Source organism: Aequorivita soesokkakensis (assembly GCF_001641085.1).
In the GTDB taxonomy this organism is placed as follows: domain Bacteria; phylum Bacteroidota; class Bacteroidia; order Flavobacteriales; family Flavobacteriaceae; genus Aequorivita; species Aequorivita soesokkakensis.
In genome coordinates, this window is record NZ_LXIE01000012.1 from 135186 (window position 1) to 161029 (window position 25844).

The window sequence follows — 25844 nt, forward strand, 5'->3', positions numbered from 1 at the left end:
TTGAATTGTTTTTTCAGTCGTTTATAAATTTACGCAATTACATTCCGGTTAGATTTAAAAGGCTTATTAAAGTTTCTATAAATTCTAAAATAATGCTACATTCAGCACTAATTTATTTTTAAAATGAAGCTGTTGTTCCGTTTGTTAAGCTGTATTGTTTTTCTTCCTTTAATTTTGGGATGCCCACAAAAGCGTGATTCTTCAGAAGTAATTGTTGCTGAAGAACACCAAAAAATAATTGGGGATTCAACAATTTCGAAAATAAACGGGGTTAGTTTCGTGGCTTCGAAAGACGCTATTCTACAAGAAAATATTTCGCCTTTAAAGAATATTCACGCAGATTATGCCGCCATTATGCCTTTCGGTTTTATTAAAAGTTTGGACCATCCTAAAATTATTTACAATCAGGAACGGCAGTGGTTTGGTGAAACAGATGAAGGCGCGAAACAATATATAAAGATGCTTCATAAGAACGATATTCGTGTGATGATGAAGCCTCAAATATGGGTTTGGAACGGCGAGTTTACGGGTTTGGTAAAAATGGCTTCGGAAGCAGATTGGTTGGAGCTTGAAAATTCCTATAGAAATTTTATAACCGATTTTGCGAAAGTTGCCGAAGAAGAAAAGGTTGAAATATTATGTATTGGCACTGAGCTTGAAAAATTTATTGAACATCGTCCCGAATATTGGCGAAGCCTAATTGAAGAAATAAGAAAGGTATACAAAGGAAAACTCACTTATGCGGCAAATTGGGATGAATACAAACGTGTCCCTTTTTGGGATGCTTTGGATTTTATTGGCGTTGACGCTTATTTCCCAGTTTCTGAAAGCAAAACCCCAACGGTTGCAGATGCGCGAAAAGGCTGGCAGCGCTGGAAAGAGGGGTTGAAAGGGTTTTCTGAAAAAGAAAATAAAAAAATCCTCTTTACGGAATACGGTTACCGAAGCGTGGATTTTGCAGGAAAGGAACCTTGGGAAAGTGACCATAGGTTAACTTCAATGAATTTTGAGGCACAGTCCAATACTTTGCAGGCTTTGTATGAAGAAGTATGGAGTGAGCAGTGGTTTGCCGGCGGATTTCTGTGGAAATGGTTTATTGCGCACGAAAAGGTTGGAGGCAATACGGACAATCAATTTACGCCGCAAAATAAGCCTGCGGAGGCAATTGTGGGGAAATATTATAAAGAATAGTTAGATCTCTTTTTCGGCTAATGCCTTAGGTGATTCTGCGGTTTGAGACAATTCCTTTTTTGAAAATTTTATATTTTTCAAATAGTAATTATACAATTCATCCGCATCAGCGCCAAGCCATTTTTTTATATAGATTGCCCAAAAATGGTATTGTAATTTCCAAATTCCCTTTTGCTCATAAAGCCTTGCTGAAGTTGTAATCCATTGTTGTATTACTACAAATTTCTTCCGCGCGTAAAGCTCGTTGATTAAAATATTGTCTTCGTAAATAATATAGGTTTCATCAAAACCACCAATTTCCTCAAATAGCTGTTTTGTAATAAACTGGCTTTGATCCCCTCCACGGCAAGCACGCCAGTGAAATTTTGTTAACCATCCCGCAAGCCGCAGCCACCAGTGGTTATGGTCAAATTTCATTCGGAAGCAACCTGCTGGGTTTCCTTTTTTTACTTCGGAAATAATGTATCTGTCAAAATTTTTGGGAGGAAGGGAATCGGCGTGAAGAAAATACAGTATTTCACCTGACGCCATTTGTGCCCCTTTGTTCATTTGCTTGGCGCGGCCTTTTTCAAATTGAATAAACCTAACAGGTTTAGAAAACCTAGTATATTCAAAAGCTGAAATTATTTCTTGGGTGCCATCGGTACTGCCGCCATCCACCAAAATCAATTCCGTTTCATTTTCTCCCGAAAGGTTTTCCGAAAGATGGATCAATAATTCCGCAATGGTTTCTGCCTCGTTTAAAACTGGGATGATGATGGAAAGCATATGATAAAAGTACGAAAGTTAAACCTCACAGGTTTTAGAAACCTGTGAGGTTTGTTCAGATTGCTGTTTTGTAATTTATTTTTGTTCGTTCAATTCCCAGTTATAATTCTTGTAGCTTAAAGTCGCACCTTGATTTATCTTCGTATTCGCGTATTTATTGATAAACCCAATAACATCCTGTTTTCCGTTCACTTTAAAATCCTTGGCATACCAGTCGAAAATGGAGGAAACCTTTGGGTTGCTGGCTGAAATATCATTTTTATCGCTATTGATGAATTCCTTGGTTGCGCGGTCCAATTGCTCGTTAATTTTTGAAGCGGTGTAAGCCTCGTCCAAAGGTTTTGGGCAGGAAATGGATGCGCAATTTATGGCGAAGTGAATTCTGGGCTCGTTCATTTTTCGAAGAATCCCATTTTCAATTCCGCCAAGGGAAAGTTCTTTATTTCCAACCGTTACGCGGCCTTTTGTCCAAGCACCGTCAATATCCTTAATGCTTTTTACGGGATAGTTTTCCACGATTAATTTTACGGTTGCCGCATTGTACAGGTTAATGTAATAAGCCAATAATTCCTGCACGCTCCAATCATTTGAGGGTTCTTTTTCAGAAAGCATTTTTAGATAAGCATCCAGTTTGGCTTCATTGTTTTTAAATCCCTTATAATCAACCAAGCCTTGGCTATTCACATATTTTTTCAGCAATTTGTCCCATTCGGAATGATCTACGTTTACAGCGGAATTAGCGGTAGTTGAGGTAAGTTTAGATTCCACTTCTTTAGTGGGCTGCCCTTGACTGCTCACGCCTGCGGCGGAAAGAAGGTTGCAACTTTGCATGGTAAAAGCCACAAAAAGTATTGTAGCAATATTGAATAAGGTTTTCATTTTTTTGTGTGGTTTAATGTTTCAAATACTTACGAAGCAATCCGCTATTTGGTTTTGATGGGATAAAGTTCCTGTTTCATAAAATTCTTTGGAAAATTTTCATCACCATCAAAGCCCAGCTCAATGTCTCTGCCGTCATGCGGAATATGATCTGTTTTAAAAAGGTAATCCCAAAGACTTAAACTAATGCCGTAATTAACACCGTATTGTGCGTGTTTTGGCAAAACTTTAGCGTGGTGCCAAATGTGCATTTTTGGATTGTTGAACACATATTTGAATATTCCGTAATCCCAACCAATATTGGCGTGGTTTAAATGCCCAATGGCGAGCGCAGTGAAATGAACTATCGCAACTGCTTCAACATCAAAACCTCCGATTATAGCAAGCGGAATATAAAGCAAGGATTTGTAAACAACGGGTTCCATCCAATGGTAGCGAAGGTGTGCGGCAAAACCCATTTCCTTGACGGAATGGTGCAATTTATGGAAATTCCAAAGCCACGGAATTCTGTGGAGCAAGCGGTGCGTGTTCCATTGCACAAAATCTGTAACCAAAAAGAAAATCAAAAGACCCAGCCCAAAAGGTAGGACGTTTAAATCAAGCAATTGAAAATCTGAAACCTTCAAACCAATCAACCCAAGTACATCGTTGAACAACTCCGCTGTAGCGTTGGATAAGAAAATAAGTACAATTAAATTCAACAGGAAAAAATTGAAGAACATATAAAAAAAGTCCAACCAAAAATCCTTTCGGAAGACTTTTTGGTTTTTTCGCCATGGAAAGACTAGCTCCAAACCCCAAACTATCAGTGAAACGAGGATTAATCCGTAAAAATAATTTTCCCAATGGAAATGGGTTATTTCATTCCACAAATAGTTGAAATAGCCTTGATAGGAATTTTTGAATATTTCGAAATACTTTTCCATGAATCTATAGAAACAGTCGTGATTTAAATTTTAAAATTACAACTTAGCAATTACAGGTTCCATTAAAAAGGTATGTTCTTGTTTGTTCTTTTTTGGGGTTTGAAAAAAGGACGTCTTTTGAGCCGCTTTCAATCAATTCTCCCTCACAAATAAAGTATAGCTCGTCAGCTATACGTTTTGCTTGGGAAATATTATGGGTTACTAAAATTATGGTGTATTCTGCCTTTAAACGATTCATCAAAACTTCAATAGCCTCAGTAGAAATTGGGTCTAATGATGATGTTGGTTCATCCATTAATAGTATTTTCGGCTTGACGGCTAATGTTCGTGCAATGCACAACCTTTGCTGTTGGCCTATGGAAAGTGATTTTGCCGACTCATTGAGTCTTGTACTTACTTCGTCCCACAAAGAAGCGGCTTTTAAATTTTCTTCAACAATACTATCTTTTTCTGCTTGTGATAATTTTGAATGGTTTTCAATCCCGAATAGCACATTTTCTTTGATGGATTTTGGGAATACGCATGGGCTTTGAAAAACCATTCCTATTTCTTTTCTAAGTTTTGTGAGGTCTTTGTTCTTTATAAGAATTTCTTCATTATTAAATAAAATGGATCCGTTTATTATTAAATTATAATCATCATTATTAATTCTATTTATGCTTCGCAATAGCGTAGATTTTCCTCCGCCAGATGGGCCAACAATACAGTTCACTTTATTTTTTTGAAAGTTTAACGAAATGTTTTTCAATATGTGCTGGCTGCCAAAAGAAACATTCAGATTAGAAATACTGATGTAGTGCTGATGTATTTTATTCTCAGATATATTTTCTATAATTTTTTGTGCTGTTTCCATCAATATTTAAGTTTTGAGTATTGTAATCTTCTCACAAAGGCGCTTATGCTAAAACTGAAAACCAATAGTATTAAAACTAAACTTGATCCCCAAGCATTTTCAAGTGCATCTGGGTTTGTTGCCTGTTGGGCCAGCGAGAGTATATGGGTTGGGAGGCTGCTCACCGGTTCAAAAAGGCCATTCGGAAAAGTTACACCAGAAAATGCAGTAGCAATAAACATAATTGGTGCCGTTTCTCCAATGGCTCGCGCTAAGCCCAAAAGCAGCCCTGTAAATCCTCCGCTTATGGCTCTTGGAAAGATAACAGTTTTAATAACTTGCCATTTGGTTAAACCAAGGCTTAATGCATTTTCACGATATGAATTTGGAATACTATTTATTGATTGATAGGAAGAAAGTATAACGGTCGGTAAAATCATTATTGCAAGAATAATTCCGCCCACGAACCATGAAACACCAGTATTAAAAAAATTCACAAACAGAATAAGACCGAAAATTCCGAATATAATTGAAGGTATACCATTAAGACTGTAAATTATGGTGTCGGTAAAATTTTGCAAGTATTTATTTTTAACATACTCACTTTTATAAATTGCAAACCCTAAGGATAGGGGGAAGCTAATAATGGCCGCACAAAGTGTAAGTAAAACACTTCCAATAATTTGATAAAAAACACCTCCTTCCGAACCGAAATTTTTAGATTCTGAAATTAAAAAATCAACTGAAATGGACTGAAATCCCTTATAAAAAAGTACTGTAATCAAGAATACTAAAATACCAATTGCAACGCATGCAGCTGCCCAAATTAGCATCTTAAAAATTGAATTTTTTAGTTTTCTATCCATTATAATCGGTCTTCTTTTTTGAAATAGAATTGTGTGATTATAGTGAGGGTTATTACTATTAAAAGAAGTAAAAACCCAATAGCATTAAGCGCACTAAAATGAAGTGAACCAAAGGCGCTTTCACCAATTTCACGACCTAATTTTGAAGTTATGGTCTGTCCTGGAGCCAAAAAATTGTAAAATGGATCAGGGATTCTGTCAATACTGCCAATAAGTAACATTACCGCCATAGTTTCTCCCAATGCTCTTCCTAACGCTAGAAGTATAGCGCCAATAATATCATTTTTTGCAATGGGTAAAAGTGTTTTTGTAATTGTTTCAAAAGGATACAACCCAAGCCCTTTTGAAACCTCGCGGTATTTTTTTGGTATGTTGTGCAACGCATCCTCGCTTAACGTAATAATGGTGGGCAAAACCATAATGGAAAGAAGGATTCCGGCAGTTAAAATTGTTCTTCCCGTGGCTAATTCAAATAATGAAGAAACCCAACCGCTAAAAAAAGCGATGCCAATAAGCCCATAAATTATTGAGGGAATTCCAGCCAAAAGCTCTATTGCAGATTTAAAATACAATCTAAATTTTTCAGGAAGTATTTCTGAAATAAATATTGCGGTTAAAACTCCCAAAGGCATAGCAATCAATAAGGCTATAAATGTAACCGAAAGAGTCCCGTAGATCATTGAAAGCACTCCAAATTTATCTTTGGACGGATTCCATTCCAACGTAAATATTTTCCAACCAACTGTGGAAAAAGCATCATAGCTGCTTATAAACAATACAATAAAAATAACGAGAACAATAGCAATACTTAAATAAGTGCTGCTAACAACATAACCTCTCCCTATGCTATTTTGAAATGCTGACATACTCGTTTTCCTCAACGATTTTTTGTCCTTCGGCGCTTAATATATAATCAATAAATTCTTTTGTAATTCCGGTTGGCTCTCCATTTGTTATTAAATCTAAATCGCGAATTATTGGAAATTTACCATTAATAATATTTGCCAATGTAGGTTCAATAATTTCACCATTGGGCATAATGATAGCAATACCTTTCACGTCTTTATTCATCCAGGCGTTTGATAGAATTCCAAGTGCAGCATCGCTTTGTACAATGGCGGTCTGTTCTTCATTATTTGCGCCCAATACTAAATCAGCACCGGCTGCTTCAGCTTCTTTGTCGCCAAGAACAATTTCCATAAAAACGTGGCGAGTGCCTCTAGCAGCTTCTTTATCTATTACTAAAATATCTTTATCGGGGCCATTTAATTCTTTCCAATTTGCAATTTCGCCTCGATAGATTTTTGCAAGCTGTTCAATTGATAGTGATTTAATGCCTGCATCGTAAATCTCTGACGACACTACAGGCACTACGGCATCTCTTCCTATCGGTATAACCACAAAGTTGGTATTTGGATATTGTGCAATTTCCTTTTCGGTAATATTTCTTGAAATCATACCTATTTCTATTTGCTGCGCTCCCACTTGATTTATGCCAACTCCAGAACCTCCCGCATTTACAATAATTTTAACGTCGGGATGGGTTTTCATAAATTGTTCGGCGGCAATTGATATTACGGGCAATACAGTTGTAGAACCTGAAGCATTAATTACCGTTTTGTTATTATTGGAACAAGCAATAAATAGGAATGGGATACAAAAAATCCAGAGGTTTTTTTTCATCTTTTTGTTTTAGGTTATTTATTTAACAACACCCGCCACCATCATAGTGAAAAGTTGATTCGCTAATAAAAATATCATCACGCCCTAAACTTGCCAACGCGCCAGCAGTTTTATCGCATATCGCTATCGGTTGATTTTTAAGTAGAATATGTCCTTTTTTATCATCAAAATGATTTTCTGAACCGAAATAGATTGCCGCTTTTCCTGTGAAAACACAAGGGCCGTCTTCTGGCATTGGGTCTTTTATTGCTGCAACCTCGATGGATTCAATATAGATTAACTCTTCGGTTGGGTAGTTTTTTGGATCGAGGATTCGGTATGGTTTTCTAGCGCGAATTTCAATGGTGCCGAAACCTACATCGGTCAACGCTTTCACGTATTCAGCAATTGGAAGACTTCCGCTTAAACAAAGTGCACGAAGGCGTGAATCTTCGCGAAGGGTTTCATTCATTTGCTGCTCGCAAGTTGGGTCACTCATTACCAAACGTCCGTGCGGTTTTAAAACACGGTACATTTCTTCAATAGCTTTTTTAAGATCGTCAGCTTTAAAAATATTGAATAGACAGTTCTGCGCGGCAACATCTATTGAATTATCTTCAACTGGAAGATTTAGGGCATCGCCTTTTTTCAAATCAACAAACTCACTTTTGAACCAAGGATTCATTGCTTCGGCTTCCTTGAAATTTTTTCGGGAAGCTTCCAGCATTTCGGTTACGGTATCAACGCCAATTACACCCCCTTTTTGTCTATTGAAATATGAAAACTGCAAAAGTTCCATTCCACCGCCAACGCCAACATATAGCATTTTTGGGTTATTGGTAAGATCGCGAGCATTTACGGTACTTCCGCAGCCATAATTCATTTCCTGCATTATTTTCGGAATTTTCAATCCAGGAAGCTCCCAAATTGGGTTTGTGGTGCAACAAAGACCTACATCTGGGGTTAAAGCTGCTTGTTTGTATACATCGTTTGTGGTTTCTAAATAGCTCATATTTTTTAAAGTTCTTTTATTAATTCCGTAAATAAAGTAATCATATCTGGCTCCGCTTGCTCAGCAGAAGCTATTATATCTGCTATATCAACAGGTTTTAGGTTTTCTGGGTTACATTCATCCGTCAAAACTGAAACTGCTGAAACAGGAAGTTTTAAATGATTTGCAACAATTACTTCCGGCACGGTGCTCATCCCGACGGCATCTGCGCCTATAATTTTTAGATATCTATATTCTGCACGTGTTTCCAGTTGTGGGCCAACCACGCTGGCATAGACACCTTTGTGCAATGTTATATTTTTTTCTGAAGCAATCAGCTCCAATTTCTTATTCATTTCTGTGTCATAAGGCGCACTCATATCCGCAAAGCGCTCGCCCATTTTTTCAACACCACGAAAGGCGAGGGGAGAGCTGCCTTGTAAATTTATGTGATCGTCAATAAGCATAATTTCACCTTTTTTGAAGTTTAGATTGATGGCTCCAGAAGCGTTGCTCACCAACAAATGTTTAATCCCTAAAAGATGCATTACGCGCACTGGAAAGGTAACGTCGCGCAAAGTGTAGCCTTCATAAACATGGAAGCGACCTTGCATAACCACTACTTTTTTTCCTTCCAAAGTTCCATAAATCAATTTTCCTTTGTGAAATTCAACCGTTGCCGTTGGGAAATTTGGGATGTGGTTATAGCTAACTTCACTTTCAATCTCAATGTTTTCCACGATTTTGCCCAGACCGGTACCGAGAATGATTCCCACTTCAGGGTTTTTAAATCCGCGCTGCTTTAAATAGTCTGCGGCTTCTTCAATGTATTTTGTACTACTCATAATCTATAAAAAATTTTTGTCTAAATGCGGGGGTAAAAATTGCTGAAAAGCGTCCACATTTTTAATGTCTTCGTAATAATCTACATCGTTCCGTTCTTCGAGAAGAACATATTTTCCGCTTTTTAAATCTTTCAGCGTAGCTTCCAAAACAGTAGTAGTCCCCCAATCTTTATTTTGAAAAATTTCAGATTTCAATTCTTTCATACCCAATAGATAATAGCCGCCATCGGTTGCTGGGCCGATTACAAAAGGAGTGGTTTCAAGCGCATTATAAGCATTTTCAATATCTTTTTGTTGCAGCTCATAAATATCGCTGCCTACTATCATCACTTTTTCATACCCCAATCCGAACATTTCTGAAAATGCATTCTGCATACGTTCGCCTAAATCATTTCCCGATTGCAATTTTTTTCTGAAAATATCCGGGTTCCAAATATCGTCGCGGTGAATGTTTTCAGAATAAAATACATATTTATCCACATTTAGCTTTTCAGTAATTTCCACGGTGTGCTTCAACAGAAATTTATAAATATTCAACGCGCTTTCATCGCCAACTGATTTTGCCAATCGGGTTTTTACTTTGCCCAATTCGGGGTTTCTGGTGAAAATAATTAGCGCTTTTTTTGAAGTGGGAAAATGAAAATCGAAAGCCATTTCATTGTCGCCATCAGTTTGTTTTGAGGAGAGTAAGCCCATTTTTCAGTGTTCAATAAATTTAATAAATAGGATTTCCTTCCTTTAAATATTTACGCCAGATTTTTGAAAAAGTATGCACGTTTTCCGTTTCTGTTCCGGTTGAATCAATCACGGGATAATCCTTGTTTTTCCATTCAAAGATACCGCCATAAAGATTTTTTACGTTGGTGAATCCCACTTTTTTTAATTTTTCACCAATTTTTTCGGAACGGATTCCCACGGAGCAATAAATAATTATCGGCGTATCTTTTTTTAATTTTTGAAGTTGTTTTTCTTCGGAAGAAAAATCATTAAAACCCACATTTTTAGCCGAAGCAATATGGCTCACGTTAAATTCTTCCGTTTCACGTGCATCAAGAATTGCAACAGAATCGTTCATTTGAAGCATCCGCAATTCTTCAACAGAAATGTATGGAATACTTCGTGTATTGTACTGCTCCAAAAGTTTGTCAAGCGATTTTTGGGCAATCGCCGGACTAATGGAAAGAAAAATTATTAAAAATGATAGAATTATTTTCATTGGATGATTTAAAGACCACAGTTCTTTAAAACCTGTGAGGTCCTTTTTAAAATTAATTTGCCACGGCACCCTGACAACTGCTTCCCGCGCCTGCGGTACAGCCATAGCAATGTTGGGAGATTATAATTTTTCTATTGTTTAAAATATCTTCGTTGTATTCTGAAATGTGCTGAATTTTGCTTGCAACCTTCAGTTCCAACATTTGGTTAAAATCACAATCATATAAATATCCATCCCAACTTATGGAAATTGTATTTCGGCACATTACGTTTTTCACTGCTGCCGGATTGTAGGCTTCCACTAAAGAATACATATAATCCTCATAGTTTTCTGAAGCAATTAAATAATCTAAAAACCTAGAAATTGGCAGATTTGTAATAGCGAAAAGATTGTGGAAATGTATTCCAAAATCTTCAAGCAATGCTTTTTTGAAATCCTTTTCCATACTTGCTTGGTCGCCTGGTAAAAATGCGCCACTTGGGTTATAGACCAAATCCAATCGCAAGTCACTTTCGGGCATTCCGTAACCAACGGCATTGAGCTCTTGTAAAGCTTTAATGGAAAGGTCAAAAACACCTTCGCCTCTTTGTTTGTCAGTTTTGCCGCGTGTCCAATGTGGCATGCTGCTCACAACATGTACATTGTGGCTTTTAAAAAATTCCGGTAGATCGTAATATTTTTTGTTGGCGCGAATAATAGTAAGATTACTTCGAACGATAAAATCCTTGATTCCAGCTTTGCTGGCCTCATCAACAAACCAGCGGAAATCTGGGTTCATTTCGGGAGCGCCACCAGTAAGATCCAAAGTGTGGGCACCTGTGTTTCGGATAACTTCCAAACACTGCTCCATCGTTTCGCGCGTCATTATTTCCTTTCGGTCGGGTCCTGCGTCTACGTGGCAGTGCTCACAAACTTGGTTGCACATATAACCAACGTTAATTTGAAGGATTTCAAGTTTATTCGGGCGCAATGGAAATTGATCTGTTTCCTTTATTTTTTCTGAAAAAGTGGGAAGCTCGCCGCTTGCGAAAATACCGTTTGATAGTTTTTCGAGTTGTTTATTGGCCATAGCAAGATCGCTGTGACGTTTATGAAGAGATTCTTGTTTTTTCTTTTTTTCTTTTAGCATAAAATTTTTTCGAATTCGATTTTTAAAAATATTCCGATATAAAAATCGGGTGCTCACATTTCTAATTTGTTCACTTTGTTCATCATCATCACTCCGTGAACCAAGGTTGCGCCACTCTTTATGGCAGCGCCAACGTGTATTGCTTCCATCATTTCCTCTTTAGTTACTCCCCGTTGCAGCGTATCCTTTGTATATGCATCTATGCAATAAGGACATTGTTCTGTATGTGCAACTGCCAGAGCTATCAAAGCTTTTTCGCGAGCTGTGAGCGCGCCTTCTTCAAATACTTTTCCGTAGTAATCAAAAAATTTATCGCCTAGTTCTTTGCTCCATTCGGTTATGTTTCCAAATTTGCGAAGATCTGCGGGGTCATAATAATTATTAGAGGCCATGATTGATTTTATTTAATAGTTACGAAATTGAAGCCATTGTGGTTTTCAATTATTGTAAATATAGACAAGTAGTCAGTCAAAAAAGAAATTGCTTACGAAAGTTTTTAAACTTTTAGTCAAAAGAATAAACAAAGCCACTTTCAAAATTATATTGGGAATTTGGAATACCAATGGCAGGAGTTTCATCGTAACTGAAAGTGTAAGTAGTGCTGAATGCTAAATTGTTAATGAGGTCTATAACCAAAGATGATTGACTTGAAAAACGATAATCCCCTAAATCGCTGAGTTTTGGCTGGAAATAGGTAGTGCTTACAAAAGTTATGGTTTTGGTGGGATAAAGGCTTAAAGATAAATAGGAGGAACTTCTAAAATCTCTTTGGATTGGGGTTACGCCATCACTTAACTCTTCGTGTTCATACATTATATGGGTGCCAAAGTAAAATTTATATTTTTCGGAAGTAGTCAATTTAAATCTTGGCCCTGTTCCCAAAAGTCCTCTAAATTCTATCTTTGAAACTTTGTTGTATTGTGCCTGCGCAAAAATTTCCCAAGCAATTCTGGGGTGGAAACGATAATTATAACGAAGGTGGGTGATGCCGCTATTTTCAAATTTATTTCCTTCAATGTTTTGTAACTGAATGTCATTTTTTAACAACACCAAATGCTTGTTCATTTTATATTGAATATGAATGTTGCTGCTAAAGGAAAGATAATCGTTTATATCGCGTTTCAAGGAAAAAGCAAGACTTGTTGAACCGGAAAACCCTGAGGTGTCGGTCACTCTCCGAAGTGATTCAGCATTAAGTATTTGAGATTTTGCGGTAAATGAAAAGCCGATAATAAAAAACGCGACTATATATTTCATTATTTTTCAATGGTTGGTTAGCGCATTAAAAATAATCAAAAATTTAAATAAGAAGCGTTCATTTGTTTTCAATAAAACTTTTCAGCACTACAGCTTGGTTATGCGTTTCGTCCTTGGCGCTGTAAAGAAGAGTGAGGCGTTTCTCTTTGGCTTTTTTCAGAAGTTCTTCAATTAATTCTGGATGATTTTCCAGCTCTTTGTTGTATTTTTTTTCAAATTCTGCAAAGCGGTCTTCTTTATGGTCAAACCATTTCCGAAGGTCGGTTGAAGGTGCAATCTCTTTCATCCATTCGTCCAGTTTTGCGTCTTCTTTGGTTACGCCGCGTGGCCAAATTCTATCCACCAAAACCCTAAAACCATCATTTTTGGATGCATCTTCATAAATGCGTTTTGTTTTGATGTCCATAAATTTTTAAAATCACAAATCACAAATCACAAATCACAAATCACAAATCACAAATCACAAATTCCAATTATGTCACCCTGAGCGCAGTCGAAGGACTTAATTCGCAAAAAAATCATTCTCCCCAATTAGCAATTTCCTCCGCAGACCAAAGCTCCGGGAAAAACTTGCGTTGTTGGTATTTTGGGTGCAGATACTTTTGCCATTCGGAACCTCCAGTTGCAGTTTTTGTTTTACCCTTGCTGTTTAAGTAATGATTGGCGGTATCTAAATGAACCAACGGCCAAGCAACGTTGTAAAAATGGTCAAATTGCTTTAGTTTATCCTTTAATTCCTGTGAAGGATTTTTCATTTGTTTTACGCGTTCTTCCAGGGTTTTGCCTTTTGTTTTTTCAGCTAATGTTTTAAAATCTGTTTCGTATTTTTCAATAAATTGGCCCAGGGTCAAAGTCATTTTTCCAGTTCTTCTATTGTATCCCGCATCCTTCCAATACATATTTTCAAAATAATCATTTGCGGACGGATTTATAGGTAGTCTTTCTTGACCTTGGCTGTTTACGAGGTTTTCAAGTTTGGTACAATATATTTCCAAAATACGGAACTGTGCACTCTGGAAACCGCTTGCGGGTGTAAGTGTGGAACGGAAAATATTATAATCATCATAGCTCATTCCGTCTTTCATAATATCGAATGAGGTAATGAGCATTCTGGTGTATCTTTTTAGACGGTCCAGTTTAGTGATCCAAATTTCTTCTGAAAGATTTTCACCTTCAGAAAGCTGTTTTATTTCGTGGATCATCATTTTTAAAGTGAGTTCCGTAACTTGATGGTACATCACGAAGATTTCTTCATCCTTAAAATCGGTTCGTGTTTTTTGAAGGGAAAGCAAAGTGTCCACTTGAATATAATCCCAATAATTAATTGGTTTTGCTTGAAGCAGCCCTTTTAAATAGGTTTCCGGGTTTTCACCAAGGTTGCTGTATTTTTCTTCAAGGGCTTTTATGATTTCGTCGTTGATCATTTTTTTATTTAATAAAATATCTTTTAAAAATAAGGGATATTTTCTGTTTTCTAAAGTATTCTGAAATGAGTTTCAAAGAAAAAAGCCTTGCTATAAAAATATAACAAGGCTTAAAAAAATATTTTATAAACTATTAATAGAATGTAGCGCGGTTGTCTTCAATATCTGCTTTCTTTTTCAATGCATTGTAAACTGCGCTTTGAGAAGCTGGAATAGCTTTAGTGCTCATTTGATTTGCATAATTTACATATGACTCAAGTTTTGGAGCAGGATTGAAAGCAGTTGTTTTTACTTTAAACACCCCGCTTTTTCCATCAATTAATTGAGTAGTTTCCCCTGGTTTCGTTCCAAAAGCAATTCCTACCACTTTAGGCTCATTGTTAGCGCCAGAAATAACCGGATTGGCCATGCTAATATCTGTAGCGGTCTGTACCGTTACATTTTGGTTTTTTGCAATTTCCTCAAGAGTAGTTCCCGAAATAGATTCGCGAATTTTCTTTGCTTTTTTCTCGTTGCGCAAAATTGGTGTTACCGTAGCGGAAGCATCTGCGACAGCCATTAACCCTTTAGGATTTTTGTTGGTAACCTGCGCAATAACATAACCATCAGGAACACTGAAACGTTTTGTGTCACCCACTTTGGTGTCTTCGTTAAATGCCCAATTAACAATAGTTCTGTTAGCGCCAAGACCAGGAATATTGGAATCCATTTGCCCTAACTTGTTTACAGGCTTTACTTCAAGATTTTGAGCTTTTGCCAATTCCGTAAAGTCACCGTCTTTTACTGCGACTTCAAATTTTGAAGCGTCTGCAAATATTTCGTTGATTGTTTTATCTGAAGGTTCAATTGTTTTTACAACTGTGGCAAGTTTAATTGCTTTTTTAGGCTCTGACTGTTTGCCAACTTCCACAACGTGAAACCCAAAGTCAGTTTCTACAACACCAATAGTTCCTTGTGGGTTGTTGAAGATGAATTTGTCAAATGGAGGTACCATTCTTCCCGGAGTTGAACTTCCGAGGTCACCACCATTGTCTTTAGAGCTGTCATCAGAAAATTCTGTGGCAAGAGCAGCAAATTTAGACTTGTCTTTTTTAACAACGCCTAAAATACTATCAGCCAATTTTTGTGCTTCTTCCTTTGTTCTTGTAACAGTTTCAGGAGCGCGAAGGGTGCCAACATAGCGTATTAGAATATGTTTTGATTCAGCAGAATCTGGCATTTTTTTAGTGTCCAAAACCTTTGAAAGGTAAAATGAATTGTCAACTTTGAAAGGTCCGTAAATGTCCCCTTGATTAAGGTTGATAAGCGTATCTGCAACGGTTTCAGGAAGTTCTTTTTTAAACATCCAACGGTCATAATAGGGAACATCAGAATTGGCGTTTACGTATTCTTCGTAGTCTTTTGTATTTCTAAAACCTGCAATAGTATCGTTGGTTTTTGTGTCTTGATTGAATTCCAGTTTGTTATCAAGCAAAGCAGTTACTTCTGTTTTAGCTGCTGCCATATCTGCTTCAGATGGTTCTTCAGAGAAAAATACATATTGCAAGTCTGCCTGTGCTTCCACTTGAAAATCATTTGGGTGGGCGGCTACATATTTCTTGATTTCTTCGTCGGTAACCTTTACGTCTTCATCTGCAATTTTACCATAAGGCATTAAAACAAAGTTGAAGTTGATATTGTCATTCTGAAAATGATATTCTTGTTCGCCTTCTGCAATTGTAGTGCGCAAACCTCCTTTTATCATATTGTAATAAGTGGTTTGAAGCACTGAGTTTGCGGTGTTTTCTTCAAAAGTTAACCATTGCTTGTACATTTCTGGAGAAGAAGCTTTGATGCTGGCAATGTATTCTTGGATCTTGCCATCATCAACTTGTCCGGCTTCGTTTAGGAAAGTTGGATTGTTGGCCAAAGAAGACCGAAGAGCGTTATCAATTTGTGCCTTTTCAACAGTAAGTCCAGCTTTTTCAATCTGCTCATCCATAATTACACGGCGAAGTTCTCTATCCCAAACCATATTCATGGCTTGTGTGGTATTGGAATTTGGCCCCATATTACGCTGGGTAACTTCCACTTCTTCCATAAAACTTTGTCGGGAAATGTCCGTGCCATTAACTGTAGCGATAGTATCTTGCCCTTTTGAGCCGCTACTGCCTTTGGTTAAAACGTCACTTAATATAAAGGCGAAAAGCGCCAATGCAATAATGAGGATAAGAAATATCCCTCTTTTTCTAATACTGTTTAAAATTGCCATTTGATGTTCAAATTTATAGGTGGCGAAAATAGTATTTTCATCCCATTAATAAAAAGGTAAAGTGAAAAAAGTGAGGAATAATTGAAAATCTAATCTTCGGAGAGTATTTTTAACTCAACTAGTTCAATTTTTGTGTTGGAAACTTCAAGAATTGTAAATAGATAATCCTCAATTTCAACGGTTTCGCCTTGATCTGGAATTTCCTCGGTATGATTTACAATTAGCCCTCCTAGGGTTTCGTAGTTTTCGTTTTCCTTCAGGTCGAGTTTGTAGGTTTCGTTAAGGTAATCTACTTCCAAACGCGCCGAAAATTTATAGTGGCCGTTTCCTAATTCTTCTTCAATAAGAGCGATGCTGTCATGCTCGTCCTCAATATCTCCAAAAAGTTCTTCTATAATGTCCTCAACGGTAATAATTCCACTGGTGCCGCCATATTCGTCAATCACTACGGCGATACTTTTTCTTTTTTTGCTGAGAATGCCTAGCACATCTTTAACGAGCATTGTTTCAGGGACAAAAACCACCGGCATTAAAACCTTTTTAAGGTTAGCGGGTTTTTTGAAAAGCTCAAAGGAATGGACATAGCCAAGAATGTCATCTATATTTTCGTTATAGACCAATATTTTTGAAAGGCCGGTTTCGGTAAAAATCTTGGCCAGTTCTTTTGGCGTGGTATCAATATCTACAGCTACAACTTCGGTACGCGGAATCATTGCCTCGCGCGATTTCACTTCGGAAAAATCGAGGGCGTTTTGGAAAATCTGTATTTCCGAATCCATTTCTTCTTTGGTTTCGGCAATTTCCATTTGTTCCGAAATGTAATTTCCCAATTCCAATTTGCTGAAAGTCAATTGCACCGTATCGCCTTCCGATTTAAAAATAAGTTTTAAAACCAAGTCTGAAATCCAAATAATGAATTCTGAAATCAATGAAAAAAGGACGTAGAAAAAATAGGCAGGAACGGCGAATATTTTCACCAAACTGTTCGCGTAAATTTGAAAGAAAACCTTCGGAAGAAATTCCGCAGTCATTAATATTATAAGCGTGGAAATTATGGTTTGTACCAAAAGACCGCTAAAACCAGCAAGTGGAATATATTCCATTAAAAGATCGCCCATAAAAAACCCATAGATAACCAAGGCAATATTGTTTCCCACAAGCATAGTGGCAATAAATTTTGAAGGACGGTTAGTTATTTTTTTAAGAACGCCAGCCAAGAAATTGTTTTGCTTTTTTTCAATTTCAATGTGGATTTTATTGGAAGACACATACGCAATCTCCATGCCCGAGAAAAAGGCGGAGAGGATGAGCATTGATAGTATTATTATGATACTGTAATCCATTTACAAGTTTAAAGTTCAAAGTTTAAAGATCAACCCTTCGACTGCGCTCAGGGTGACAGGTTCAAGTTTTGGATTTTCGCAAACCTTAAACTTGGAATCTGAAACGTTCAACTATTTATTTCGTTCTTCCATTTTCTTTCTGAAATTCCTTTTAAAGAAAAACATAAAGATTGAAACCACCACGAAAAAAGCAAATAAGTAAGCACGGTTGCGTTCAGTGCTCCAATTATTTACGGCTTCATAGGCGAAAAATACTGCTATTACTAGATATGCATATTCAAAAAAACGGTACGCTTTACTTAACATCGTCTATTTTATTTTTGTCTACTAATTGTACTCCTTGGTTTTTTCTGGAAAGAAAGGTAGTAAAATCCTGACTACTGTCAAATCCCACTGCACCATCGTTATAAGATCCGTCTTTAAATTTAATTTGGTAAGGTTGGTCCGTAAAAACCCAATTGTTCTTTTGGTCCCAATAAAGTTGAGTGGCTTTTAAAACAACACTATCGGCGGTTATCAAAACCACATTTTCCCTCAAATCTACCAAGCCTGTATTGTCAAATTGAATGGCATAATCTGAATTAACGGTGCTTTTTTTTCCGTCTTTATCCCAAAAAAGAACCTCTATTCCTTTTGGAAATTCTTTGTAAGGAAACTCCAAATTTGAATAGTCGAGCAATTTGGCGGCCAAGAGATTGGTGACCAATTTTCCGGAATCTGTATATTTAAAGTTAATGTCTTTTCCTTCAGCAATTGGCGCTCCGTCTGAAAGGCTCAATTTTTTTACGTTTTTGTAATTTCCTTCACATGCAAAAAGCGTGATGGCCAATACCAGGACCATCACGCTCTTAAACATATTTATAGAAGTGTACATTCTTATAAGTTAGGAACTCTTACGCTTCCGCCAACCCAACAGTTAAAGGTAATGGTTTTACCAGCCATTCCTTCAGAAAAAATATCACTTGCCTGAGGTGCGCGTTGTCTGTAAGCGCTAGCAGCTGCATTTGCGCTAGAGGCAATAGATGCGTCTACTCGGGCAGCTTTGGCAGCCATATCTGCAGCAAGCCAGTTTACAGCTCTTTTTTCGAATACAGTGTTTCCACAGCTATTTGAGCTATCGCCAATCATTTGTGCAATTTTTAAGTAAGCAATACCTGCAGATGGTTTTACCTCTAGCATTTTGTTATAATAGGTTCTTGCAGTTCCAAAACTTCCTTTTTTGCGGTAGTTTTCAGCAATACTGTAATAGATTCTGTATTTTTTTGAACTGTCATTTTCCAATTCCGCAGCTTGGTTGAAGTATTCCAAAGCTTTTGAAGATTTACCTTCGGCTTCAGCTTGTTTTCCCAATAAATAAGCAGAAGTAGAACTTGGCTCCAACTCGTGAAGGCGAACCGCTAATTTGTTTGACAAAGGACTGTCGCAGTCTTTAGCGTCAAGTCTATAACTGGCTGATTTTATCCAATCAATATCGTTCTTTTTAGCTTCGTAATCTTTTTCATATAATGGGATAAGATTATCACAATCTGCCAATTGGCCCAATTTACCATTCACGCTTTCTTGAACAGTTCCATATACGCTAAGATTGTTGTCGTAAACATCTTTTGCACGTTTTTCTTTATCAGTTAGTGCAGTACCAGCTTCTTCTTTATCCATCAAAGGTGTAAGTTTTGAAGCAAGGCTGTTTTTTTCTGTATCAATTTTTGAAATTACAACATCGTATAGGTCAAAAATATCTTGAAGACTCTTTTCGCCACTATTATGTAAATCTACAGCCAATGAGAAATAGGTATATAAGCTTTTTCCACTAGTGAAATCTTCAGGGTGTTTTTTGAAAACTACATCAAAGGCATTAAATTGCTCTGCTTTTGAACCAATATTATTGTCAAATTTTATTTGAGCAATTGTTAAAAGAACATCCCCTTCCTTAGTTTGCTCTGGGAAGTTTTGCAATCTTAATTCCCAAGCTTGAATAAGGTCGTTTATTTTGCTTTTGTCACCTTTCTCCTCTATAAAATATTCAAACATTTTCACACCATATTGGTAGATGGCAAGATTATAGTTTGGACATTCCTTAATCAGTTTTTCATAATATGGAAGCGCAGCCTCATAATTTTTTATTCTGGCCGGTTCTGTAAAATAGGATAATGAAATTTGGCAATCATCAGGAGCTTGGGCAAAAGATTTGCCTGAGAAAGAAAGTAGTAGAATTGTAAATAATAGAACAAATTTTGTTTTCATGGTATGTAAATTATTGGTATTAATCGTATAATCTTTTTTCGAACCAACGGTCGTTTAATGAGAAACTTAAGAATGTATTGAAAAAGTTTTCTTTAATCAAACCGAAATCGGTCGTTCCGCGGCTTCCTATTTCAAATCCTAAATTCATATTTGAGAATAATCGGCCTACGGGTAACCCAACTCCAAAAGATATGCCAAACTCGTTTATGTCCTGCCCGTCCACATTTAAACCGGTTTGCTCATATCTAGCTCCGGCTCTGTAAACAACTCTTTTAAAGTAATTTCCGTATGAATTATAATTTGGTATATAATACCCTCCAAGTTTAAATTTGGAAGCGTTTTTATAAACAATATTATCAATATTGAAAGATCGGTTTGTAAAGTTACTGGTTTTTTGGTTTGTATATTCAGCACCTAAGCCCCAAAATTTTGGTTTTCCAATGCCAGCGCCTATGCTAAATTGTGATGGGAAGGTAAAATCTGTATCTGCAACCGTAACGTCTCTTTCGTCAACACTATAAATTCCCGAGGGTAAAATAGATACCGTTCCTATTCTTCTGTAATTTTCTGAAGTGAAATTAGTGCCCGGAGTATATGTTACAGACCCAGAAAGTTCAAGATTTTCAGTAATCATTCGTTTATATAAAGCTCCAAAATTAAAGCTGAAGCCCAAAATATCAGAACGGTTGAAGGCTCTAGTTCCGTACTGAACATCAGATTGCTGGGTTACGGAGGTGTTTTCGATCTTCCCGAAATTATAATTTGCGTCAATCCCTAAGCTCAATTCTGGCGTAACTTGATAGCCTGCGGAAAGGTAAACTTTGTTCAATCCTCCGTTACCACTGTATTCGGTAAGTCCATCAGACACTTCGGAATAAAAATCATATCCAACAGATGTATATGGAATTACACCGAAACCCATTCCCAGTTTTCCCATGGGAATTCCCATAGCAATATAATCAAGTGAAGTGGCAGATGTATTTTGGCTTTCCGTATCATTTTTTTGCGTAGAAGCCTTATGGCTCCCACCCACTGAAAAATTAACCAATCGCAATCCTGAATAAGATGCAGGGTTTTGAAGATTTAAGTGGATGCTGTCCGAGAAAACACTGAGACCGCCCATTGATCTGTTTTCCACGGTTCCACGGAATTTTAAAGTTCCAATTCCATAAAAAGAATAGGGAGATGTAGTTCCTTCCTGGGCTACTGCAACACCTGCAATAAGTATAAATAAAACGACTATTATTTGTCTAAACATCAATGTTTGTTATATTCTAAAATATGGTTCAATCCCTCCAATAAAAAATTTGAGTTGGCAAAGATGTCATTTTTTATGCTATCTCGCAAAAAATGTGCATCACCTCCTGTTAAAATAACTGTTAAATTGTTATATTTTTTTCTATACGCATCTATAAAGCCATCTATTTCGTACAAAACACCATTTACAACCCCAGAATGTATAGAGGTTGTAGTGCTATTTCCAATAAGTAGCTTTGGGTTGTTTACATCAAGTAACGGTAGTTTTTCGGTAAACGTATGCAACGATTTATACCGCAATGAAATACCAGGTGAAATGGCTCCGCCCAAATACTCATTTTCCGAAGACAAAAAATCATAAGTTATGCAAGTGCCAGCATCAATAACCAAAACATTTTTTTCGGCATATTGCAGCGCGGCGGCGCTAATTAACGCAATACGATCCACTCCCAATGTTTGCGGAGTTCCATATTTATTGTTGAAAGGAATTTTTGTTTGGTGGTCTAAAAATGAAATCTCATATTTTTGTTGCAATCGGGAAAGCTGGTGCTCTGTAAAATTCCCAACGGAAGAAACGAGTGTATATGCAATAGCTGGAAAAGCTTCAGAAATTTCAGCAAGGGTATGCAAAAAATCCTTTTTAATGCACGTTTTCTTTTGCTGAAGTTTTCCAGAATCGAACACGCCCAGCTTTACCAGTGTGTTTCCAACATCAATTACAAGATTCATTTTTTTTGATAAGGCGGTAAAAATACAACTCCAGTAATGAACTATTTGTTAAGGCTCTATTAAATTGAAAAAAGATTATCTTTTTATTTTTTTAATTTATGTTTTGAGAAAAAGAAAATAGCTTTATATTTGCCGACTCAATAATGGTGCCTTAGCTCAGTTGGTAGAGCAACGGACTGAAAATCCGTGTGTCCCTAGTTCGATTCTTGGAGGCACCACAGTAAAACCCGAAACAATTGTTTCGGGTTTTTTGTTTTAAATTACTTACATTCTGGTCTTTATAGAATCATTTTCTCAAAAGGAATGACCGTCTCAAATCCTTTTTTCTTAAAGTAATCCATATCAATTTCATTTCCCGTAGCCAAAACAAAATCTCCGCCCCAGGCGCCTAAACTCTTGATTGTGTTTGGGTAATCGTTAAAAAGCTGTTCTTTGATTGTTGGAAGTTTTATAATTTCTGAAATAACTTCCTCGTGGGCATTCATTAATGTTTCAAAGTCCGACAACGAATAACAGAGCAACAATTTATTGGTGATGTCTGAAATTCTTTGAAGTGATTTTTTATCTCCCGAAGCGTTTTTGTATCTCGCAATCCCATCTTTGCTGTCTTGCTTTTTATTTAAATGCACAAAAAACAATGAATCTGTAAAATCCCACGGAAGATTAACTTTTCTGAATTTAGAATTTCCGTTCTTCAATTCATATAAAATAGGAGCATCGCTTTGCGCGGCAGCAATATCATATCCACTTCCACCAAAACTATTGGCGAGTAGCGCGAAGCCATCTACTTTTGCCCATTGCGCAATGTTGTTTATTAAAGTGGAAGAAGAGCCCAAACCCCAATTCCGCGGGAAATCCAGTGGTGTTTTAACTTGAATTCCTTCATATTTGGAAAGAAAATCCGGATTCAACTTTTGCGCTTCGCGAAGTATTTTTGATACCGTTTTTGAAATTTCACTTTCCTTATTTTGGCTTTCAAAATTCTTTAAATCGAAAAAATCCTCAAACCAAAGTGATCCATTTTCATCATAACTTTGCCAATGAATTTCTTTTTTTTCTGAAATATCAATTTCCAAAGATTGACCATATTTCGTGGGAATTGCAAGCGCAGTTGCACCATCCAATACCACATATTCGCCAGTCAGCAATAGTTTTCCGTTACTGTGAAATATTTTCTTCAAATTCTTTTAAACTGCTTTGCTTATCAATTTCTCAACTTTTCCAAAAAAGAAACAACTGAACTATGCGAAACCGCATTTTCTTTAAAATATTCCACTGCATTTTCCTTTTCTTCTTTTGTAGCTTCCAATTGATTCAAAATATTCATCAAGTGCATTTTCATATGGCCTTTCTGAATTCCGGTAGTAACTAATGATCGCACTGCCGCAAAATTTTGAGCCAATCCGGCAACCGCCAAAATTTTCATCAATTCTTTAGCGTCGGGTTTTTGAAGAATTTCAAAAGCAAGCTTTGTAAGTGGGTGAAGCGAGGTCAATCCGCCAACAGTGCCAACTGCCAAAGGCAATTCAATCCAAAAAGTGAAAATATCATTCTCGATTTTCGCGTGTGTCAAACTTCCGTAATAGCTGTTTCGTGCGGCGTAGGCGTGTACACCAGCTTCTACCGCACGGAAATCGTTTCCAGTTGCTAAAACAACTGCGTCAACTCCGTTCATAATTCCTTTATTGTGCGTTACGGCACGTCGCGTTTCGGTTTTAGCAATGTCAATTGCGCGAACAAATTTTTCCGCAAAATGTTTTCCTTTGTAATGTTTAGTACTAAGTTCTTCCACTTTACAGCTCACTTCAGCCCGCACCAAACATTCGGGTACGTAGTTGGAAAGAATGCTCATCACTACTTCCGGGAAGGTTTCTTTTTTCTGAAATGCTTCAAAATTACGAGCCTCTTCTTCAAAAGTGTGCGCCATTTGTTCCAAACAACTGTTTATGAAATTGGCGCCCATCGCATCCAAGGTTTCAAAAGTGGCGTAAACATAAAAATAACCGTCCAAAATATGAGATTTATCAACCAGCGAAAGTTCCAAAAGTCCACCGCCACGGGCTTTCATGTTTTTTTCAAGAGATTGGATGCTGTCGCGAAGCTTCGGTTTTACTGCTTCAAAAAATGCTTCAATGCTTTTTTCACTTCCGTAGAAATTGAAATGAATTTGCCCGTTCTTTTCCGTTGAAATCACTTCGGCCTTAAAACCCCCGCGTTCCAGCCAAAATTTGGCGGCATTGCTCGCTGCGGCAACTACCGAACTTTCTTCGGTAACCATTGGCAAAGCATACAGTTTTTCGTTGATTAAAAAATTTGGCGCAATTCCAAAAGGCAAGTAATAATTGGAAAGTGTGTTTTCAATAAAATCATCGTGAAGTTGCTGTAACGAAGCGTCTTCATTCCAGTAATTCCTTAAAATTTGAATGGAATTTGGACTATTTTGCAGGTAATTTTCTGCAAGCCATTCAATTTTTTCAGCTTTCGTTTTTTTTGAAAATCCAGAAACGGGTTGGTTCATCTAATTATGTAACATTGAATTGCAAAGATAGCGTTTCATAAAAATTTCTTCGGGAATCATTTGAAAAAGAAAGGTATTTAGAAACTGAAATGTGTTCCTAAATACCTTTCGCAACTAACTTAAAACAAAAAAAGGTTTTAAGTCTCTTAATTTAAACTACAGATTTTACTTTTTGTTCTGCTGTTTTTTAATGGTTTTTTTATCGATGTCAAAATCGTTTGTTTTTTGATTTGTGTTTCCCGTAGGGTTTGTAGGGTTTTTTTGCTCGGTTTTTCTTTCAAATTTCTTTTCCATGATTCCTTCTTTTTTGTTTATAATTGAATATCTAAAATAGAAAAATGAAATCACAAATTCCCTTAAACCCTTGCTAAAGAATGGTTAAACCTTCCGGATGGAGCCTACAAATGCTGAAATTCCTGCAATTCCTTTTTCTGAAAGCATTTTGATAAAAGCGCTGCCAATAATTGCGCCTTTTGCATATTTTGTGACCAGCTGAAATGTTTCCGAATTATTTATTCCGAAACCTACAATTTGAGGATTTGTGAGCGAAAGCGAAGCAATACGTTCAAAATAAGTTGTCTGTTCTGTGCCGAAACCTGAAGAACTTCCCGTAACGCTTGCGCTGCTAACCATATAAATAAACCCTTCGGAAGCAGCGTCAATTTGCCGAATTCGTTCTTCGGAAGTTTGAGGTGTTATCAAAAAGATATTGAGCAAACCGTATTTTTTGAAGATTTCAGCATAATGTTCCTGAAATTCTGCCAATGGCAAATCGGGAAGAATCAAACCATCAATACCAACTTCTGCACACTTTTTACAGAAATTTTCAACTCCAAACTGAAGCACTGGATTAAAATAACCCATTAAAATCAAAGGAATAGAAACCGTTTTCCGAATATCTTTCAATTGCTCAAAAAGCAAATTTGTAGTCATTCCATTCTTCAAAGCCTCTTCGGAACTCTTTTGAATTGTAGGTCCATCTGCCAATGGATCGCTAAAAGGCAATCCAATTTCAACCAGATCAATACCATTTTTCTCCAATTGTTGAAGAATTTCAACTGTGTCATCCAATTTCGGATAACCTGCGGTGAAGTAAATGGAAAGTAGCTTTTTGTTTGCTTTTAGTATTTGTTTAATTCGATTCATATTAAAGTGAATAACTGTCAGATTTTAAAACCCGCAAGTTTGGTTTAAAATTTATGAATAAATATATTTTGTAAAAATTAAGAAGTAGATATTATAAATGATAGCCAATAGAGTTAACAAAATACTTATTACTAAAAATTGATAAATAAACTTTTTTGAATACTTGTAATTTTTATAGGGAACTAAGCTGGTTAGAAGGGCAATTGCTCCTCCCCAAATTGAACATTGGATAAATCCAAGGAAAAATATTCCAAAAGAATTCAAAATAGTTCTTCCTTCATGCCACATAAAAACCAAAATAAAAGCATTAATAAAAGATAACATCATGAGCACTGCAACAATGAGTTTTAAATCTTTTTTCATAATTTCAAAA

General features: G+C 36.7%; 28 protein-coding genes and 1 tRNA gene. 2 read left to right on the forward strand and 27 right to left on the reverse strand.

Going from position 1 to position 25844, the window contains the following annotated elements:
- Positions 1–123: 123 nt before the first annotated feature.
- On the forward strand, positions 124–1191 hold the full coding sequence (locus A7A78_RS06835; protein WP_341271718.1) for a glycoside hydrolase family 113: 1068 nt from the start codon (positions 124–126) through the stop codon (positions 1189–1191).
- Here A7A78_RS06835 and A7A78_RS06840 read toward each other — a convergent pair whose 3' ends face one another.
- From A7A78_RS06840 to A7A78_RS06950, 22 genes are all read right to left on the reverse strand, one after another.
- Complete coding sequence (locus A7A78_RS06840) at positions 1192–1959, reverse strand: TIGR04283 family arsenosugar biosynthesis glycosyltransferase (protein WP_068761699.1); 768 nt, start codon at positions 1957–1959, stop codon at positions 1192–1194.
- Between the two features lie 75 nt (positions 1960–2034).
- Positions 2035–2838 (reverse strand): DUF547 domain-containing protein, encoded by an 804-nt coding sequence (locus tag A7A78_RS06845; protein WP_068761700.1) that lies wholly within the window; start codon positions 2836–2838, stop codon positions 2035–2037.
- A gap of 44 nt (positions 2839–2882) precedes the next feature.
- The gene (locus A7A78_RS06850; protein WP_068761701.1) at positions 2883–3764 is read right to left on the reverse strand and encodes a sterol desaturase family protein; all 882 of its coding nucleotides are present in this window, start codon (positions 3762–3764) and stop codon (positions 2883–2885) included.
- A gap of 43 nt (positions 3765–3807) precedes the next feature.
- A complete protein-coding gene (locus A7A78_RS06855; RefSeq protein WP_068761702.1) occupies positions 3808–4617 on the reverse strand; it encodes a phosphate ABC transporter ATP-binding protein in 810 nt (269 codons plus the stop codon).
- Positions 4617–5462, reverse strand: a complete 846-nt coding sequence (gene pstA, locus A7A78_RS06860) for a phosphate ABC transporter permease PstA (protein ID WP_068761703.1) — start codon at positions 5460–5462, stop codon at positions 4617–4619. Before pstA ends, A7A78_RS06855 begins: the two co-directional genes overlap by 1 nt.
- Positions 5462–6328 (reverse strand): phosphate ABC transporter permease subunit PstC, encoded by an 867-nt coding sequence (gene pstC / locus A7A78_RS06865; protein ID WP_068761704.1) that lies wholly within the window; start codon positions 6326–6328, stop codon positions 5462–5464. Before pstC ends, pstA begins: the two co-directional genes overlap by 1 nt.
- On the reverse strand, positions 6309–7145 hold the full coding sequence (locus A7A78_RS06870; RefSeq protein WP_068761705.1) for a phosphate ABC transporter substrate-binding protein: 837 nt from the start codon (positions 7143–7145) through the stop codon (positions 6309–6311). The genes pstC and A7A78_RS06870 overlap by 20 nt, the downstream gene beginning before the upstream one ends.
- Before the next feature lie 22 nt (positions 7146–7167).
- Positions 7168–8136 (reverse strand): arsenosugar biosynthesis arsenite methyltransferase ArsM, encoded by a 969-nt coding sequence (arsM, locus tag A7A78_RS06875; RefSeq protein WP_068761706.1) that lies wholly within the window; start codon positions 8134–8136, stop codon positions 7168–7170.
- Positions 8137–8141: 5 nt separating this feature from the next.
- Entirely contained in the window at positions 8142–8960 is an 819-nt protein-coding gene (locus A7A78_RS06880) for a purine-nucleoside phosphorylase (RefSeq protein WP_068761707.1), read from the reverse strand.
- 3 nt (positions 8961–8963) lie between these two features.
- Positions 8964–9656 (reverse strand): TIGR04282 family arsenosugar biosynthesis glycosyltransferase, encoded by a 693-nt coding sequence (locus A7A78_RS06885; protein WP_094746061.1) that lies wholly within the window; start codon positions 9654–9656, stop codon positions 8964–8966.
- 19 nt (positions 9657–9675) lie between these two features.
- Positions 9676–10176, reverse strand: coding sequence for a rhodanese-like domain-containing protein (locus A7A78_RS06890; protein WP_068761708.1), 501 nt, complete (start codon positions 10174–10176; stop codon positions 9676–9678).
- Positions 10177–10228: 52 nt separating this feature from the next.
- Positions 10229–11305, reverse strand: coding sequence for an arsenosugar biosynthesis radical SAM (seleno)protein ArsS (gene arsS / locus A7A78_RS06895; protein WP_068761709.1), 1077 nt, complete (start codon positions 11303–11305; stop codon positions 10229–10231).
- A 53-nt stretch (positions 11306–11358) separates the two neighbouring features.
- The gene (locus tag A7A78_RS06900) at positions 11359–11697 is read right to left on the reverse strand and encodes an arsenosugar biosynthesis-associated peroxidase-like protein (RefSeq protein WP_068761710.1); all 339 of its coding nucleotides are present in this window, start codon (positions 11695–11697) and stop codon (positions 11359–11361) included.
- A gap of 112 nt (positions 11698–11809) precedes the next feature.
- Positions 11810–12562 carry a DUF481 domain-containing protein gene (locus A7A78_RS06905; protein WP_068761711.1) on the reverse strand — a complete coding sequence of 251 codons (753 nt, stop codon included), beginning with the start codon at positions 12560–12562 and terminating at the stop codon, positions 11810–11812.
- A gap of 58 nt (positions 12563–12620) precedes the next feature.
- Positions 12621–12968 (reverse strand): DUF488 domain-containing protein, encoded by a 348-nt coding sequence (locus tag A7A78_RS06910; RefSeq protein ID WP_068761712.1) that lies wholly within the window; start codon positions 12966–12968, stop codon positions 12621–12623.
- Positions 12969–13080: 112 nt separating this feature from the next.
- Positions 13081–13986 (reverse strand): tryptophan 2,3-dioxygenase family protein, encoded by a 906-nt coding sequence (locus tag A7A78_RS06915; protein WP_207489337.1) that lies wholly within the window; start codon positions 13984–13986, stop codon positions 13081–13083.
- Between the two features lie 133 nt (positions 13987–14119).
- Positions 14120–16237, reverse strand: a complete 2118-nt coding sequence (locus A7A78_RS06920; protein WP_068761713.1) for a peptidylprolyl isomerase — start codon at positions 16235–16237, stop codon at positions 14120–14122.
- 89 nt (positions 16238–16326) lie between these two features.
- Positions 16327–17580, reverse strand: coding sequence for a hemolysin family protein (locus A7A78_RS06925; protein WP_068761714.1), 1254 nt, complete (start codon positions 17578–17580; stop codon positions 16327–16329).
- 295 nt (positions 17581–17875) lie between these two features.
- Positions 17876–18454 (reverse strand): LPS export ABC transporter periplasmic protein LptC, encoded by a 579-nt coding sequence (gene lptC / locus A7A78_RS06935; protein WP_068761716.1) that lies wholly within the window; start codon positions 18452–18454, stop codon positions 17876–17878.
- 2 nt (positions 18455–18456) lie between these two features.
- The gene (locus A7A78_RS06940; RefSeq protein ID WP_068761717.1) at positions 18457–19821 is read right to left on the reverse strand and encodes a tetratricopeptide repeat protein; all 1365 of its coding nucleotides are present in this window, start codon (positions 19819–19821) and stop codon (positions 18457–18459) included.
- 19 nt (positions 19822–19840) lie between these two features.
- Positions 19841–21079 carry a BamG family beta-barrel-assembly machinery protein gene (gene bamG, locus A7A78_RS06945; protein WP_068761718.1) on the reverse strand — a complete coding sequence of 413 codons (1239 nt, stop codon included), beginning with the start codon at positions 21077–21079 and terminating at the stop codon, positions 19841–19843.
- The gene (locus A7A78_RS06950) at positions 21079–21807 is read right to left on the reverse strand and encodes a type III pantothenate kinase (protein ID WP_068761719.1); all 729 of its coding nucleotides are present in this window, start codon (positions 21805–21807) and stop codon (positions 21079–21081) included. Before A7A78_RS06950 ends, bamG begins: the two co-directional genes overlap by 1 nt.
- Positions 21808–21952: 145 nt before the next feature.
- Between A7A78_RS06950 and A7A78_RS06955 the strand changes: the two genes are divergently transcribed.
- Positions 21953–22025, forward strand: a tRNA-Phe gene (locus A7A78_RS06955).
- Between the two features lie 60 nt (positions 22026–22085).
- On the opposite strand, the gene A7A78_RS06960 is transcribed toward A7A78_RS06955, so the two are convergent.
- The 5 genes from A7A78_RS06960 to A7A78_RS06980 all read right to left on the reverse strand — a co-directional run bounded on the left by A7A78_RS06960 (position 22086) and on the right by A7A78_RS06980 (position 25834).
- Entirely contained in the window at positions 22086–22988 is a 903-nt protein-coding gene (locus tag A7A78_RS06960; protein ID WP_068761720.1) for a GYDIA family GHMP kinase, read from the reverse strand.
- 23 nt (positions 22989–23011) lie between these two features.
- Positions 23012–24325 carry a hydroxymethylglutaryl-CoA reductase, degradative gene (locus A7A78_RS06965; RefSeq protein WP_068761721.1) on the reverse strand — a complete coding sequence of 438 codons (1314 nt, stop codon included), beginning with the start codon at positions 24323–24325 and terminating at the stop codon, positions 23012–23014.
- 165 nt (positions 24326–24490) lie between these two features.
- A complete protein-coding gene (locus tag A7A78_RS15325) occupies positions 24491–24619 on the reverse strand; it encodes a hypothetical protein (protein WP_278184087.1) in 129 nt (42 codons plus the stop codon).
- 84 nt (positions 24620–24703) lie between these two features.
- Entirely contained in the window at positions 24704–25471 is a 768-nt protein-coding gene (gene trpA / locus A7A78_RS06975; protein ID WP_068761723.1) for a tryptophan synthase subunit alpha, read from the reverse strand.
- Between the two features lie 51 nt (positions 25472–25522).
- Positions 25523–25834 carry a hypothetical protein gene (locus A7A78_RS06980; protein ID WP_068761724.1) on the reverse strand — a complete coding sequence of 104 codons (312 nt, stop codon included), beginning with the start codon at positions 25832–25834 and terminating at the stop codon, positions 25523–25525.
- Positions 25835–25844: the final 10 nt, after the last annotated feature.